Source organism: Providencia manganoxydans (genome assembly GCF_016618195.1).
Lineage (GTDB): Bacteria > Pseudomonadota > Gammaproteobacteria > Enterobacterales > Enterobacteriaceae > Providencia > Providencia manganoxydans.
In genome coordinates, this window is record NZ_CP067099.1 from 3359634 (window position 1) to 3376279 (window position 16646).

Here is a 16646-nt window from a genome sequence, read left to right on the forward strand (position 1 = left end):
GATCAATTATGAATATGCTCCGTTCATCTATCGTAGTATTAGCGTTACTGGCGATAATTACTGGGGTTGCCTATCCTTTATTTGTCACGGGGATCGCCAATGTCCTATTCCCTTGGCAGGCTAAAGGCTCTTTAATCGAACAAGATAACCGTGTAGTTGGCTCGGTTTTAATTGGTCAAAACTACCAATCTGAGAATTACTTTTTAGGGCGCCCCTCCGCGACTGCTGATCACCCTTATAATGCTCTCGCATCCGGTGCTAGTAACCTTGCGGTCAGTAACCCTGAACTAAATGAAGCTTTTTCTCAACGTAGTCAACAATTAAGAGCGCAAAACCCAGATGCAACATCGATATTACCTGTGGATCTATTAACTAGCTCAGCGAGTGGCTTAGATCCTGATATTTCAGTCTCCGCAGCGCTCTACCAAGCACCACGTATTGCGAAAAACAGACAGCTGTCACTAAAAGACGTAGAATCATTGATTGCCATACAAACCCAAAAACCATTATTTGGTTTTATCGGCGAACCTGTCGTCAATGTATTGCAACTCAATATGGCTCTGGATGAGCTAAAACAACAGCTTAACCTACCGGCTCACTGAGGCTAGCTATGGATAATCAAGACCCAATTCGCCCAAACCCAGACGAACTACTGATAAAAGCGAATGAAAGTGGGCGTGGTAAACTTAAAATATTTTTCGGCGCCTGTGCAGGCGTCGGAAAAACCTACGCCATGCTACAAGAAGCGCAACGATTGCGCGCACAAGGGTTAGATGTACTTGTTGGGGTCGTGGAAACACATGAAAGAGAAGAAACTGCCGCACTACTCGAAGGGCTATCTCTGCTGCCACCTCGTCGTTTAAATCATCGCGGACGCCGTATGAACAGCTTCGATATTGATGCTGCAATAGCAAGGCACCCTGCGATTATTTTAATGGATGAACTCGCCTTCAGTAATCCAATGGGAAGCCGCCACCCTAAGCGATGGCAAGATGTCGAAGAGTTACTCGATGCGGGTATTGATGTTCTAACCACCATTAATGTGCAACATATTGAGAGTTTGAATGATGTAGTGGGAAGTATTACGGGGATCCGCGTTCGTGAAACCGTCCCTGATCATATTTTCGATGCCGCTGATGAAATTGTCTTAGTGGATCTACCGCCTGATGATCTGCGTCAGCGCTTAAAAGAAGGCAAAGTCTATATCCCAGGGCAAGCTGAACGCGCTATTGAGCATTTTTTTCGTAAAGGTAATTTAATTGCACTACGCGAGCTTGCTTTACGACGTACCGCTGATCGCGTTGATGGGCAAATGCGTGAGTTTCGTGATGGTAAAGGGCAAGCGCCTGTTTGGCATACTCGCGATGGCTTACTGCTTTGCATCGGTCACAACAGTGGTAATGAAAAACTCGTTCGTGCAGCAGCAAGACTGGCTGCCAAATTAGGCTCTGTTTGGCATGCTGTTTATGTTGAAACACCCACCTTACATCAGTTACCTGAAGGTCATCGTAGAGCCATTCTTAAAGCATTGCGCTTAGCACAAGATCTCGGTGCTGAAACAGCAACCCTATCTGATCCATCCGAAGAAAAAGCCGTGTTACGTTACGCCCGAGAGCATAATCTGGGTAAAATTTTAATCGGTCGGCGCATTAAGCGCCGTAAGTGGTTTGATTTCACGACTCGTAGAAGTTTTGCCGAACGGTTAGGCGCATTAGGACCTGATATTGATTTAGTGATTGTGGCACTCGAAGAAAAACATGATTGGCTAAAAGATCCTGAGCGCAAACCTTTTACGGAAAAATGGCGCACAGATGTTAACGGTTTTTTAATGGCGATTGCGATGTGCGCCGCAATTACCCTTTTCTCACGAACTTTTTTACTCGCTTTCGATAAAGCCAACCTAGTCACGCTTTATTTACTTGGCGTCGTTTTAATCGCACTCTTTTATGGCCGCCGCCCTTCTGTTTTTGCAGCCCTAATTAACGTAATTAGTTTTGACTTATTTTTTGTTCAACCTCACTTTTCTCTAGCCATCATGGATATGCAGTACTTAGTGACATTTACTGTGATGCTAATTGTCGGTGTTGTCGTGGGTAACTTAACTGCGGGCATGCGCTATCAGGCTCGGATAGCACGCTATCGAGAACAACGTACACGCCATTTATATGAAATGACAAAAGAATTAGGTCAAGCGCTTACTGAACAAGATATTGGCAAAACAGGGTATCATTTCATTAATAATGCCTTTCAAGCAAAAACCTGCTTATTATTGCCAGATGAAGATAACCATTTAGCACCATTATCTTGTGAAGGCTACAGCCCCATGCAAATTGACCAAGCCATTGCTAAATGGAGCTTCGAGAAACGCCAACCTGCTGGCGCAGGTACAGATACACTGCCAAGTGTTCCTTATCAATTACAGCCAATTACTACAGCTGATCAGACACTTGCTGTACTGGCTATTGAGCCTAGTAATTTACGTCAGTTGCTGATCCCTGAGCAACAACGAATGTTACAAACCTTCACTGGATTAATCGCTAATGCACTTGCACGTTTAAAACTGGCAAAACAGGCGGAATTGGCAAAACTCGATATCGAACGCGAGCAATTACGTAATTCATTACTCGCTGCACTATCCCATGATTTAAAAACACCACTTACTGTACTATTTGGCCAAGCTGAAATTTTAACTTTAAACCTTAGCGCTGAAAATTCGCCTTATACTGAACAAGTTAACCAAATGCGTCAGCAAATACTTAGTACTTCACGTTTAGTGAATAACTTATTGGATATGGCACGCCTACAATCAGGAAGTATTCAACCTAATTTTGAATGGCAATCATTACAAGAAATTACCGGTAGTGCAGTAAGGACACTTGATTACACATTATATAGCCACCCTTTGTCTATTGAGATCCCTGCGGATCTATTACTTTACTGTGATGGCAATTTAATTGAGAGAGTACTAATTAATCTACTTGAGAACGCGGTCAAATACAGTGATACTGACACTCCAATGGGAATTAGTGCTAAAATAGAAGATAATCAAGTACATATTGAGGTTTGGGATGCGAGTAATGCGATCCCCGATGGACAAGAAAACATTATTTTTGATAAATTTTCACGGGCACAAAAAGAGTCCGCCATCCCCGGTGTTGGCCTTGGCTTAGCCATCTGTCGAGCTATTATTCAATTACATGATGGGCAAATTTGGGCTGAAAATAATAAAAAAGGTGGAGCCAGCTTCCACTTTGTTTTACCTTTTAAATCATTACCTGATATTGAAGAGATAACTAACTATTGTGAACCCCCATCAAATACTGATCATTGAAGATGAAAAAGAAATTCGTCGTTTTGTCCGATTAGCATTGGAGGGGGAAGGCTTGAAAGTTTTTGAGGCTGAAACTTGTCATCGAGGCCTCATTGAAGCAGGAACTCGCCAGCCTGATCTATTAATACTGGATCTGGGTTTACCTGACGGTGATGGGTTAGATCTGATCCGTGATTTACGCCAATGGAGCAGCATTCCAATTATCGTATTATCCGCACGTGAAGAAGAATCACAAAAAGTTGCAGCATTAGATGCAGGAGCTGATGACTACCTGACCAAACCTTTTGGCATTAGTGAATTACTGGCTAGAGTCCGTGTAGCCTTACGGCGCTTTGGTAAAGTCACTCAAGAAAGCTCAGTATTTCAATTTGGTGATATCAGTATTGATTTTATTAATCGGATCGTCAGCAAACAAAATGAAGAACTGCACCTAACACCAATCGAGTTTCGCTTACTCAGTGAGCTAGTCGCCAACAGTGGCAAAGTGCTCACTCAACGCCACCTGCTACTACAAGTTTGGGGGCCTAATTATGTTGAGCATAATCATTACCTACGTATTTATATGGGGCATTTACGGCAAAAGCTGGAAAATGATCCTGCCCGCCCCATCCATTTACTCACCGAAACTGGGATTGGCTATCGCTTTATGCCCTAGTGAATATTTACACAATGCTTAAAAGCTATTTCATAAGCATCTCAATTATCTTATAGCCATAAAAAAATCTTAGCATCACTAAGATACTAAGATTTTATCTGTCGCCTTGAAGCTATTAGCTATCACAGCATTTCCTCTCAATAATTCGTACCACATCTAGACGGCCAGTGAAGATAGTCGGGGAGCATAGATAACGCGATTAAATTAGCAGACATAAAAAAATCTTAGCATCAACTAAGACACTAAGATTTTATCTATCGCCTTGAAGCTATTAGCTATCACAGCATTTCCTCTCAATAATTCGTACCACATCTAGGCGGCCAGTGAAGATAGTCGGGGAGCATAGATAACGCGATTAAATTAGCAGACATAAAAAAATCTTAGCATCACTAAGATCCTAAGATTTTATCTGTCGCCTTGAAGCTATTAGCTATCACAGCATTTCCTCTAAATAATTCGTACCACATCTAGGCGGCCAGTGAAGATAGTCGGGGGAGCATAGATAACGCGATTAAATTAGCAGACATAAAAAAATCTTAGCATCAACTAAGGCACTAAGATTTTATCTGTCGCCTTGAAGCCATTAGCCATCACAGTATTTCCTCTAAATAACTCGTACCACATTTAGGCGGCCAGCAAAGATAGTCGAGAAGCATAGATAACGCGATTAAATTAGCAGACATAAAAAAATATTAGCATCAACTAAGATCCTAAGATTTTATCTGTCGCCTTGAAGCTATTAGCCATCACAGCATTTCCTCTCAATAATTCGTACCACATCTAGACGGCCAGTGAAGATAGTCGGGGAGCATAGATAACGCGATTAAATTAGCAGACATAAAAAAATCTTAGCATCAACTAAGACACTAAGATTTTATCTATCGCTTTGAAGCTATTAGCTATCACAGCATTTCCTCTCAATAATTCGTACCACATCTAGGCGGCCAGTGAAGATAGTCGGGGAGCATAGATAACTATGTGACCCGACTAGCTGAGCGCAGCCAACAACGATGTGGTGCGAAGTATGACGAGGAAATTATTGCGCTTCGATCTTAGCCCATGTATCGCGCAACCCTACGGTACGGTTAAACACCAACTTATCAGCACTGCTTAAACGATTATCGGCACAGAAATAGCCTTCACGCTCAAACTGATAGGGTTTATCTGTTGCAGCTTCACGTAAGCTTGGCTCAACAAAACCATGGCGAATAACTAATGACTCAGGGTTGATAACGGAGACAAAATCCTCTTCCGCAGCAGGGTTTGCTACCGTAAACAAGCGATCGTAAAGACGAATTTCAGCAGGTAGAGCATGTGCAGCACTAACCCAATGAATAACCCCTTTTACTTTACGTCCGTCTGCTGGGTCTTTATTCAGTGTTTGTGGGTCATAGGTGCAGTAAATCGTTGTAATGTTACCTTCTGCATCTTTTTCCACACGTTCTGCTTTAATAATGTATGCATTACGCAGGCGAACTTCTTTACCTAATACCAAGCGCTTATATTGACGGTTAGCTTCTTCACGGAAATCAGCACGATCAATATATAATTCATTGCTGAATGGGACTTTGCGTGTGCCCATCTCTGGCTTGTTCGGGTGATTTGGCGCAGTTAAAATCTCTTCGCCAGCAGGCATGTTTTCAATCACTAAACGAACAGGATCAATAACCGCCATTGCACGAGGAGCATTTTCGTTTAAGTCGTCACGGATGCAAGACTCTAACGATGCCATTTCAACGTTGTTATCTTGCTTAGTCACGCCAATACGTAGGCAGAATTCACGGATAGATGCCGCGGTATAACCACGACGACGTAAACCTGAAATAGTAGGCATACGCGGATCATCCCAACCTTCAACCAATTTATCAGTGACCAATTGGTTCAGCTTACGCTTAGACATCACGGTATATTCAAGGTTTAAGCGTGAAAATTCGTACTGGCGAGGGTGACAATCAATCGTGATATTATCAAGAACCCAGTCATATAAACGACGGTTATCTTGGAACTCCAATGTACACAATGAATGTGTAATACCTTCTAACGCATCAGAAATGCAATGCGTGAAATCATACATTGGGTAAATACACCATTTGTTACCAGACTGATGGTGCTCGGCAAATTTAATACGATATAAAACAGGGTCACGCATAACAATAAAAGGTGACGCCATGTCAATTTTTGCACGCAAACAAGCTTTACCTTCTTCAAAGCCACCAGCACGCATTTTTTCAAACAGTGCTAAGTTTTCTTCAATACTACGGTCGCGATATGGGCTATTTTTACCTGGCTCTTTCAAGGTACCGCGGTATTCACGGATCTGTTCTGCGCTCAGCTCATCAACATAAGCCAATCCTTTATTGATCAACTCAATGGCATATTGATACAAAGTATCGAAATAATCAGAAGAGTAATGAACTTTACCGCTCCATTGGAACCCGAGCCACTGCACATCTTCTTGAATCGAATTAACGTACTCAACGTCTTCTTTAACAGGGTTAGTATCATCAAAACGTAAGTTACACTTGCCTTGATAGTCCTGTGCGATCCCAAAATTCAAGCAAATTGATTTTGCATGGCCAATGTGCAAATAGCCATTTGGTTCAGGTGGAAAACGAGTTTGTACCGAAGTGTGTTTCCCACTCGCCAGATCTTCATCAATGATCTGACGGATAAAATTTGTTGGGCGAGTTTCTGCCTCATTCATTGTCATCATTCCTCAATGCCAAAAGCGCGTAATAGCAAGCTATAGTCTACCATAATCTGTCAGGAAACAACCGTTTGATCTCATATACTCTTCATTCTTCGCGCCACAGCGTTGTTGGCTGCGTTTAGCTAGCCGAGTCACATAGTTATCTATGCTCCTCGACTATCTTCACTGGCCGCCTAGCTGTAACACGAATTATTTAGAGTATACAATCGTTATATTACGCAGCTAATATCACACATAACACGACAAACAATAAAATTGGATAGCTTTGTGCATGACGTTTATCACTTAAATAAGGCATCAATAAACCAGCAAAACGGATCCCTAACCATGAGGTCGCAATTAAAATTAATGCGCCTTTAATATAAATCATGCCAATAAAACCACTACCCAATTCAATATCTTTCGTCAATGCAAAGTAGAGGTAAGTTAGCGTCCCCGTAATCGCCATCGGTAATGTTAACGGATTCGCAAACGCCGCCGCTTGGATCATACTCGCACCACGTCGACGCATTAAAGGAACTGTCATCACACTCCCCCCCACGCCAAGAAACGCAGCAACCGCGCCAATCACGACTCCAATAGGCGTATCCGCAAAAATGCCACCTTTAGAAGGTTGAATGCCATTCGAATCGGTTTTCATAAAACCTGGGCGAATGAAACAATCCAAGATAGTGATAATCAAGTAAACAATAAACACCCAGCGGATCCATTCACTTTCCACTGACAGTGCAACAAACGCACCAACAATCCCACCTAATGAAATTGGAATAATAAAAGGACGAATGATTGACCAATTTAAGTTTCCTTTGCGGTAGTGAGCTTGGCTAGATACCGATGCCGAAAAAATCATCACACAAGTTGATGTCGCAACAGCGATTTGCATTGCAACATCATTCGCCTCACTTTGCGGCCCCCACACCAAGCTAATTAAGGCATACAACAAGGGAACCGTAATAAAACCGCCACCAAAACCAAATAAAGCCGTTGTGATCCCAGATAGAAAACCAAAAAGGCACAGTAATACAGTCACAGGTATATCTCCATTTGTTATTGTAATGTTATCTTACCGAGGAGAATAACGGCTGACTTACGCATTCCTGACAAGTTACTTTGAAATTTCGCCAACTTTTCTGAAGATCAAAAAAAGGGAGGCATAAATCGCCTCCCTTCGCTCTGTCAATAATATAATAAGTCTATTGACTATTTCAGCACATTGTAAATGACCGTTTCACCGCCAGTCACATTACCTTCAGCTAAAATTTCAACTCCTGCAAAATCATCAATATTACTGATAATGACTGGGCTGATCATAGATTTTGCATTGGCTTCTAAGAAAGCCAGATCCAGTTTCAGAATAGGTGTACCCGCTTTCACTTCGCTACCTTCTTCCACTAAACGTGCGCAGCCTTCACCTTTCAATGCAACAGTGTCAATACCCATGTGCACGATTAGCTCAATGCCATTATCTGTTTCTAAACAAAATGCATGGTTAGTTTCGAAAATTTTCACTACCGTTCCTGATGCAGGTGCTAATACCTCATCACTGGTTGGCTTGATAGCAATACCATCACCAACAATACGGCTGGAAAATGCTTCATCAGGCACATCATCAAGCGAGAAAACTTCACCACTAACTGGTGCAACTAACGATAGAACAGTTTCGCCTTTTGCTTTTGCAGATTCACTCGCTTTCGCTGTTTCAGGTACAGCTGTTGGTGCTGAGCCTGCAATAGGGCCTTTAGCAATAACATCTTTCATTGCCGCTGCAACTAGTTCAGCACGTGTACCCACAATAACTTGGACACTTTGCTTGTTCAGGCGAATAACCCCTGACGCACCAAGGCGTTTTGCCATCGCATCGTTGACAATCGCCGCATCTTTTACACCTAAGCGTAAACGAGTGATACATGCGTCGATACCAGTAATATTATCGCTACCACCTACCGCAGCAACATATTGGCGAGCCTCTTTTTGAATTTCGCTGTCTGTGCTATCTACAGGACTCAAGTTTTCATCATAGCCATCGATGGTTTCATCGCCCGCACTCACTTCACGGCCTGGGGTTAACAGGTTGAATTTACGGATCATGAAACGGAAGATGACATAGTAAATACAGAAGAAGACTAAACCTTGAACAATCAGCATCCACCAATTTAATGCCAGTGGGTTACGTGATTGCAACAGCATATCGACTAAACCAGCACTGAAGCCGAAGCCCGAAATCCATTCCATTGACGCTGCAATAAATACTGAAATACCCGTTAACAGAGCATGCATAACATACAGTACAGGCGCCACAAACATGAATGAAAATTCAAGCGGTTCAGTAATACCTGTAAAGAATGCAGCGAAAGCACCAGCAAGCATAATACCTGCAACTTTTGCTTTATTTTCAGGACGTGCACAGTGGTAAATAGCTAACGCCGCGCCCGGTAAACCAAACATCATAATTGGGAAGAAGCCTGCTTGGTAACGACCTGTAATACCAGGAATTGCCAAACCTTCTTCAATTGATTTAGCACCACCAAGGAAGTTAGGAATATCGTTAATACCTGCAACGTCAAACCAGAACACAGAGTTCAGAGCGTGGTGCAGGCCAACAGGAATTAATAAACGGTTAAAGAAGGCATAAATACCTGCCCCTACTGAACCTAAATCTTTAATACTTTCACCAAATGAAACTAATCCATTATAAACTAATGGCCATACATACATCAGGATGAATGCAAGGAAAATCATTAGGAAAGAGGTTAGGATCGGCACAAGTCGACGACCACTGAAGAAGGACAGTGCTTTAGGTAGTTCAACACCACTATAACGGTTATACAGTTCAGCAGAGAGTACACCAACAAGGATACCCACAAACTGGTTATTAATTTTGTTAAATGCCGCAGGAACACTTTCTAGCGGGACATTCATGATCATCGAATAAGACGCTGGTGAACACAGTGTTGTGACAACAAGAAAACCGACAAAACCGGTCAGCGCAGCAGCACCATCTTTATCTTTTGACATTCCATAGGCAACACCGATAGCAAACAGCACAGACATATTATCAATAATTGCTGCACCTGATTTGATCAGTAAAGCCGCGATTGCACTATTGGCGCCCCAACCATCTGGATCTATCCAATAACCAATCCCCATAAGGATTGCGGCGGCAGGCAGTACTGCCACAGGCACCATCAGTGCCCTACCGATCCGCTGTAAGTAGCTAAGAATATTCACAAACTCCCCCTTTATAGCCCAGTTATTGCCCCATTTACGGGATCTTATAGTTCATACACCATAATAATAATTTAGGTGATTGAGCATAGCAATTTCATAGTCTAGATTAATTTTTTCGCGATACAAAATAAATAGGTGTGATTTGTGATAAATGTCAATGATAACTTTAGTAAGGAGGCTAAATTAGTGGCTATTATTGAAAACTTATTTTATGATTAAAAATAACTTATCTACTGGATTTCGATGTACCACTAATGGAGAATCGGTACGCCCTAAAATAACCTATAGTTAATGAAAAATATTAGGAAACATGGGCCATTCTCGAAATAGTAAAGTCACAGGCTAAGATCACTTGTTTGTAATAAAGCCATGTCACCTTTGCTAGCTGAGTGAAGAAAAATTTTATATTTCACAGAATTAACAGACTTTCACTAGAGGTAAAGTATCATGAGGCTCCTCCCGCTAAAAAATGCTCAAGACGTTGGGATCTGGTCTGCTCAATACATTGCAGACAAAATCAATGCGTTCAACCCTACAGCAGAACGCCCTTTCGTTTTAGGCTTACCAACAGGCGGCACACCGCTGGCAACCTATAAGGCACTGATTGCATTGTATCAAGCAGGTAAAGTCAGCTTTAAACACGTTGTCACTTTTAATATGGATGAATATGTAGGCATCCCAGAAGACCATCCGCAAAGCTACCACACTTTTATGCATGATAATTTCTTCAATCATGTGGATATTCAAAAAGAAAACATCAACCTACTAAATGGTAACGCGCCAGATGTTGATGCAGAATGCCAGCGCTATGAAGACAAAATCAAGTCTTACGGCAAGATCAATCTGTTCATGGGTGGCGTAGGCAACGATGGACACATTGCGTTTAACGAACCGGGTTCATCATTAAGTTCACGTACTCGAATTAAAACCCTAACACCAGAAACTCGTATCGCTAACTCACGCTTTTTCAATAACGATGTTAATCAAGTGCCTAAGTTTGCACTGACGGTTGGCGTTGCCACCTTGATGGATGCTGAAGAGTTAATGGTATTAGCCACTGGCGCAAATAAATCAAATGCAGTTCAAGCAGCAGTTGAAGGCTCTGTTAACCATTTATGGACGATAAGCTGTGTGCAGATGCACCAAAAAGCCCTGATTGTCTGTGATGAGCCTGCAACACTTGAATTAAAAGTAAAAACACTTAAATATTTCACTCAGTTAGAATCTGACATTATCGAAAAATTTAACCAGTAATCATTCGATCACCCGACTTGTGAGAGCAAGTCGGTGACCCAATGTTTTACCTCTCCAGAAGTCAGGAGCCAAAGACTATGTATGCATTAACTCATTGTATTATTTATACAGGCCATGAAAGATTAGATAACCATGCAATCATTATTGACGGTACACTAATTAAAGATATCTGCCCTTTAGCAGACCTTCCTGCTGATATCGAACAGCACGATTTACAAGGGGCTATCCTTTCTCCCGGCTTTATTGATCTGCAAGTCAATGGCTGTGGTGGCGTCCAATTCAATGACAACAAAGAAAACGTGACATTGGAACATCTGGAGATAATGCAAAAAGCCAACGAACGTACTGGCTGTACTAGCTATCTACCAACACTGATCACCTGCTCAGATGAATTAATGAAGCATGGTGTTGAAGTGATGAGTGAATACCTAAAAACTCATCGTAACCAAGCGCTTGGCCTACATTTAGAAGGCCCTTATATCAACATCATTAAAAAAGGGACTCATAACCCTGAATTTATCCGTAAACCTTCAGCTGAAATGATCGATTATTTAGCTGCCCATGCGGATGCCATCACTAAAGTAACATTAGCACCAGAAATGGTCGATGAATCCTATATCCGCCAGTTAACAAATGCAGGTATTGTGGTTTCAGCTGGCCACTCGAATTCCACTTATGAAGAAGCACGCCTTGGCTTTAAAGCAGGCATTCGCTTCTCTACCCATTTATTTAATGCCATGCCTTATATCTCTGGCAGAGGTCCTGGGTTGGTTGGTGCTATTTACGATACTCCAGAAGTGTATGCCGGTATCATCGCAGACGGACTTCATGTTCAATGGGCAAATATTCGTAACAGTAAACACTTGAAAGGTGATAAATTAGTTTTAGTTACGGACGCTACAGCGCCTGCTGGCATTGATCCTCAAACTGGTGAAATGGATCATTTTATCTTTGCAGGCAAAACCATATACTACCGTGATGGATTGTGTGTTGATGAGAACGGAACGCTCAGCGGATCATCACTAACAATGATTGAAGCAGTTAAAAATACGGTAGAGCATGTCGGTATCGCTCTAGATGAAACATTAAGGATGGCGACGTTATATCCGGCAAGGGCAATCGGCGTTGAATCTCAGTTGGGTTCGATCGCACCGGGTAAAGTTGCAAACTTGACTGCGTTTAACCACGACTTCCAAATCCTCTCAACTTACGTCAACGGCGAGGAAGTCTACAAAAAATGAGTATATAGCTGATGAACCATAGTCATTCATTAAAGCAAATTGGTAATATTGATCTGGTAAAACAACTCAACAGTGCGGTGGTATATAGCCTAATTGACCAACAAGGCCCAATATCTCGTATTCAGATAGCAGAACAGAGCCAACTTGCGCCTGCAAGTGTGACTAAAATAACTCGTCAGCTACTCGAACGTGGCTTAATCAAAGAAGTTGATCAGCAGGCCTCCACTGGAGGCCGGCGTGCAATATCGATAGTTTCAGAACATAAAAACTTTCATACCATAGGTGTTCGTTTAGGTCGTTATGATGCCACTGTTGCACTGTATGACCTCAGTGGCAAACAACTCATTGATGCCCACTATCCTATCTCAGAACCATCCCAGCAAGCTGTCGAACAAAAGCTGATCGAAGCCATTGAAGATTTTATCGCCCTTAATCAGCGCCGCATAAAAGAACTTATCGCCATTTCTGTGATTTTACCGGGTCTAGTCAATCCACATAATGGTATCGTTCACTATATGCCACATATTAAAGTGGATAATTGGCACCTTATCGATAATCTACAAGCCCATTTTAAAATTACCTGCTATGTAGGGCATGATATTCGCAGTTTAGCACTCGCAGAGAGCTACTTTGGCGCGACAAAGGATTGCGAAGACTCACTACTAGTGCGAATTCACAGAGGGACAGGGGCTGGATTAGTTATCAATAATGAAATCCTATTAAACCATCGGGGTAATCTTGGTGAAATTGGCCATATTCAAGTCGATCCTCTTGGGGATTTATGCCATTGTGGTAACTTCGGTTGCCTAGAAACCATTGCATCAAATCAAGCTATTGAAAACCGCGTTAAACAACGCTTAGAGCAAGGCTTTAGTAGCTCACTGACCCTTGAACAATGTTCTATCCAACATATTTGCCAAGCGGCCAATAAAAATGACCCGCTCGCGACTGAAGTGATCCAGCATGTGGGTCGCCAAATTGGTAAAGCAATCGCTATTTCCATCAACTTATTTAATCCAGAAAAAGTCGTGATTGCAGGGGATATTACAGAAGCAGCGCAAATACTTCTCCCTGCCATTCAAAGCTGCATTGATACCCAAGCATTGAAAGGCTTTCGTGAAAATCTCCCCGTAGTGACATCTCAGCTGGTACATAATTCAGCAATTGGTGCTTTTGCGCTCACAAAACGAGCGATGCTTAACGGTGAGTTATTACAAAAATTGTTCGATAATTAATCCAATTTGAGCTTAAAAACCGAGTTATTCAGCTCGGTTTTTTGCTGTTATTTCGCGAATCTAAATCACCATTTCAAGCAATAAAAACAATCAATCTGCGGTAATAGCTCACAGTTTTTTGGATTAGCGACTTGTTTTTTGCTGACTTTATCGACAAAATGATTATTCATCAAACAAACGGACGCATTTTCACAAAAATAGTGAAAAAAGCTGTTGACTGTCTCAGCGGTAATTAGCATAATGCGCCCCGCAACGCCGACGAAGGTAATGCAAAAAGATGGCTATGTAGCTCAGCTGGTTAGAGCACAACACTCATAATGTTGGGGTCACAGGTTCGAATCCCGTCATAGCCACCATATTTGCGGGAGTGGCGAAATTGGTAGACGCACCAGATTTAGGTTCTGGCGCCGCAAGGTGTGCAAGTTCAAGTCTTGTCTCCCGCACCATTTTCCTTCTCGGTTAACAATTTAAGATTGGGGTATCGCCAAGCGGTAAGGCACCAGGTTTTGATCCTGGCATTCCCAGGTTCGAATCCTGGTACCCCAGCCATCTTAAATTAAACAAATTTAGAGACACCCTCGGATGGGGTATCGCCAAGCGGTAAGGCACCAGGTTTTGATCCTGGCATTCCCAGGTTCGAATCCTGGTACCCCAGCCATCTTTCCTCTCCTAGGGTTGTCGAAAAAAATCCCATACAGTGATTTTCAAAAAAGCAGTTTTACTGTATAAGGCTATGTAGCTCAGCTGGTTAGAGCACAACACTCATAATGTTGGGGTCACAGGTTCGAATCCCGTCATAGCCACCATAGTATTTGCGGGAGTGGCGAAATTGGTAGACGCACCAGATTTAGGTTCTGGCGCCGCAAGGTGTGCAAGTTCAAGTCTTGTCTCCCGCACCATTTATCCTTCTGGGTAGAAAAATTTGTAAATTGGGGTATCGCCAAGCGGTAAGGCACCAGGTTTTGATCCTGGCATTCCCAGGTTCGAATCCTGGTACCCCAGCCATATTCTTATATGCCTGTTTCAATAACAGCCATAAACAAAAAAACCATCCTTCAAAAAGGGTGGTTTTTTTGTTTATGATTCAATGAAAAATCAAGCCAAAACAGCACTTTTCTTTATTTCACTTTAATAATTAAGTTCCTCTGTAATTTTCATCAGCTAACTATCAAATAATGCCTAGATTAGGATCATTTTTACCTATCATTGTGATAGCTAATACCTTGACTAAACAGGATTTTACAAACACTTAAGTGTTAAAAATAAACAAGTCGAACAATATTTTTACTTTTAAGTATTTTCTGTATCAATTATGTGACTTTAGTCATTTTTTAATAACGATCAATAGTGGTAATCTTCGCCTAGATTTTGGTTATATCCGATCATGGCTTTCAGGGATCATCTGCCTTCCGCCATGAATCAAACATTATCCAACCCATCATCTCTAATAAAAAAGTTCTCAAACCTAATAATTATAAATTGCAGTGATGCAATGTTCTTACAGAGAAAACTTATGCAAAACATAATTAAACAACCACTTTATAAGATCCTATACGTACAGGTTATCGTTGCTATCGTGCTTGGTATCGCACTTGGCCACTTTTTTCCTGATATAGGTGAATCATTAAAACCACTAGGTGATGCATTCATCAAAATCGTCAAAATGATTATTGCCCCCGTTATTTTCTTAACTGTTGTAACGGGTATCTCAGGTATGAGCAATATGAAGGCAGTAGGCAGTGTTGCAGGAAAAGCAATGCTCTACTTTATTACGTTCTCAACGGTTGCACTGATTATTGGTCTTATCGTCGCCAATGTGATTCGTCCAGGAGATGGTTTAAATATTGATCCTGCAACTCTAGATAGCAGTAAGGTTGCAGGTTATGTCGCAAAAGCTCACGAATCATCCATCGTTGGCTTCCTAATGAACATTATCCCTGACACAGTAATTAGCCCTCTTGTTAACGGTAATATCCTTCAGGTGCTATTTATAGCGGTTATTTTTGGCCTTGCATTAGCTGCGACAGGCAAACATGGCGAGCCTATCGTCAAACTACTGCAAAATTTCTCTGAACCTGTATTTAAAATGGTTGCCATGCTAATGAAACTTGCCCCTATCGGTGCATTCGGAGCAATGGCATTTACTATTGGTAAATACGGTATCTCATCAATCGGCAACTTGATGATGCTGATACTGACATTCTATATCACAGCCCTTCTTTTCGTTTTACTCGTGTTAGGCGCCGTGGCTAAATATAATGGCTTCTCAATTATTCAACTTATCAAATACATTAAAGATGAACTGTGGTTAGTGCTCGGAACATCGTCATCAGAAGCTGCATTACCTAGCTTAATGAGAAAAATGGAGCATGCTGGATGTGAAAAATCTGTCGTAGGGCTAGTTATCCCAACGGGTTACTCATTTAACCTCGATGGCACCAATATTTATATGACCATGGCTGCGCTGTTTATTGCACAAGCAACCAATATCGAGCTAACAATTTGGGAACAAATATCGCTGTTATTAGTTGCCATGATCAGTTCTAAAGGCGCTGCTGGTGTTACTGGTGCAGGCTTTATTACTTTAGCTGCAACACTGATGGTTGTTCCAAGTATCCCTGTTGCTGGTATGGCACTGATCTTGGGTATTGACCGCTTTATGTCTGAATGCCGCGCCTTAACCAACTTAGTTGGTAACGCATGTGCTTGTATTGTTGTTGCTCGTTGGGAAAAAGAATTAGATACCGAAAAACTCGCAGCAGCATTCGCCGAAAAAGGTGAAAGCATAGATGCAATTATCACTGAAGAAAATTTTGATCTGCCCGCTCATCATGCAGAAATTACTGATGTAGCAAAAGATAAATAGCTATAATTAATAAAAGGCCGCTGACCATCTAAAGTGAGCTCCAATAGTTGAACACTTTTGGTTAAGCGGCTAGTAAGGCCTGATTTCGATACTAAATCAGAATCAGGTTTTTTGTTATTTTGAGTT

At 41.8% G+C, this 16646-nt stretch carries 10 protein-coding genes and 7 tRNA genes; 14 read left to right on the top strand and 3 right to left on the bottom strand.

What is annotated here, in order from left to right:
* Window positions 1-8 precede the first annotated feature (8 nt).
* From kdpC to kdpE, 3 genes are read left to right on the top strand one after another with little or no spacing between them, the layout of a single operon-like run.
* Window positions 9-602 (top strand): potassium-transporting ATPase subunit KdpC, encoded by a 594-nt coding sequence (kdpC, locus tag JI723_RS15265; RefSeq protein WP_272581334.1) that lies wholly within the window; start codon window positions 9-11, stop codon window positions 600-602.
* Between the two features lie 8 nt (window positions 603-610).
* Entirely contained in the window at window positions 611-3331 is a 2721-nt protein-coding gene (gene kdpD, locus JI723_RS15270) for a two-component system sensor histidine kinase KdpD (RefSeq protein ID WP_319068921.1), read from the top strand.
* Window positions 3303-3986: a two-component system response regulator KdpE gene (gene kdpE / locus JI723_RS15275; protein ID WP_283126785.1), complete on the top strand. Its 684-nt coding sequence runs from the start codon at window positions 3303-3305 to the stop codon at window positions 3984-3986. The genes kdpD and kdpE overlap by 29 nt, the downstream gene beginning before the upstream one ends.
* A gap of 1036 nt (window positions 3987-5022) precedes the next feature.
* Here kdpE and glnS read toward each other — a convergent pair.
* From glnS to nagE, 3 genes are all read right to left on the bottom strand, one after another.
* On the bottom strand, window positions 5023-6690 hold the full coding sequence (glnS, locus tag JI723_RS15280; protein ID WP_272581305.1) for a glutamine--tRNA ligase: 1668 nt from the start codon (window positions 6688-6690) through the stop codon (window positions 5023-5025).
* 220 nt (window positions 6691-6910) lie between these two features.
* Window positions 6911-7726 carry a sulfite exporter TauE/SafE family protein gene (locus JI723_RS15285; RefSeq protein WP_070925046.1) on the bottom strand — a complete coding sequence of 272 codons (816 nt, stop codon included), beginning with the start codon at window positions 7724-7726 and terminating at the stop codon, window positions 6911-6913.
* A gap of 170 nt (window positions 7727-7896) precedes the next feature.
* Window positions 7897-9924, bottom strand: coding sequence for an N-acetylglucosamine-specific PTS transporter subunit IIBC (nagE, locus tag JI723_RS15290; RefSeq protein ID WP_319068926.1), 2028 nt, complete (start codon window positions 9922-9924; stop codon window positions 7897-7899).
* 447 nt (window positions 9925-10371) lie between these two features.
* Between nagE and nagB the strand changes: the two genes are divergently transcribed.
* From nagB to JI723_RS15345, 11 genes are all read left to right on the top strand, one after another.
* Window positions 10372-11178 (top strand): glucosamine-6-phosphate deaminase, encoded by an 807-nt coding sequence (gene nagB / locus JI723_RS15295; protein WP_070925048.1) that lies wholly within the window; start codon window positions 10372-10374, stop codon window positions 11176-11178.
* A 77-nt stretch (window positions 11179-11255) separates the two neighbouring features.
* The gene (nagA, locus tag JI723_RS15300) at window positions 11256-12419 is read left to right on the top strand and encodes an N-acetylglucosamine-6-phosphate deacetylase (protein ID WP_070925049.1); all 1164 of its coding nucleotides are present in this window, start codon (window positions 11256-11258) and stop codon (window positions 12417-12419) included.
* An 11-nt stretch (window positions 12420-12430) separates the two neighbouring features.
* Complete coding sequence (nagC, locus tag JI723_RS15305; protein WP_070925050.1) at window positions 12431-13654, top strand: DNA-binding transcriptional regulator NagC; 1224 nt, start codon at window positions 12431-12433, stop codon at window positions 13652-13654.
* A 279-nt stretch (window positions 13655-13933) separates the two neighbouring features.
* Window positions 13934-14010, top strand: a tRNA-Met gene (locus JI723_RS15310).
* Between the two features lie 5 nt (window positions 14011-14015).
* Window positions 14016-14100, top strand: a tRNA-Leu gene (locus JI723_RS15315).
* A gap of 28 nt (window positions 14101-14128) precedes the next feature.
* Window positions 14129-14203: transfer RNA gene (locus JI723_RS15320), tRNA-Gln, on the top strand.
* A 34-nt stretch (window positions 14204-14237) separates the two neighbouring features.
* Window positions 14238-14312: transfer RNA gene (locus JI723_RS15325), tRNA-Gln, on the top strand.
* Window positions 14313-14383: 71 nt separating this feature from the next.
* Window positions 14384-14460 (top strand) — tRNA-Met (locus JI723_RS15330).
* Window positions 14461-14468: 8 nt separating this feature from the next.
* Window positions 14469-14553 (top strand) — tRNA-Leu (locus JI723_RS15335).
* A gap of 31 nt (window positions 14554-14584) precedes the next feature.
* Window positions 14585-14659, top strand: a tRNA-Gln gene (locus JI723_RS15340).
* A gap of 520 nt (window positions 14660-15179) precedes the next feature.
* Window positions 15180-16520 carry a dicarboxylate/amino acid:cation symporter gene (locus JI723_RS15345; RefSeq protein WP_233445796.1) on the top strand — a complete coding sequence of 447 codons (1341 nt, stop codon included), beginning with the start codon at window positions 15180-15182 and terminating at the stop codon, window positions 16518-16520.
* The last annotated feature ends 126 nt before the right edge of the window (window positions 16521-16646 follow it).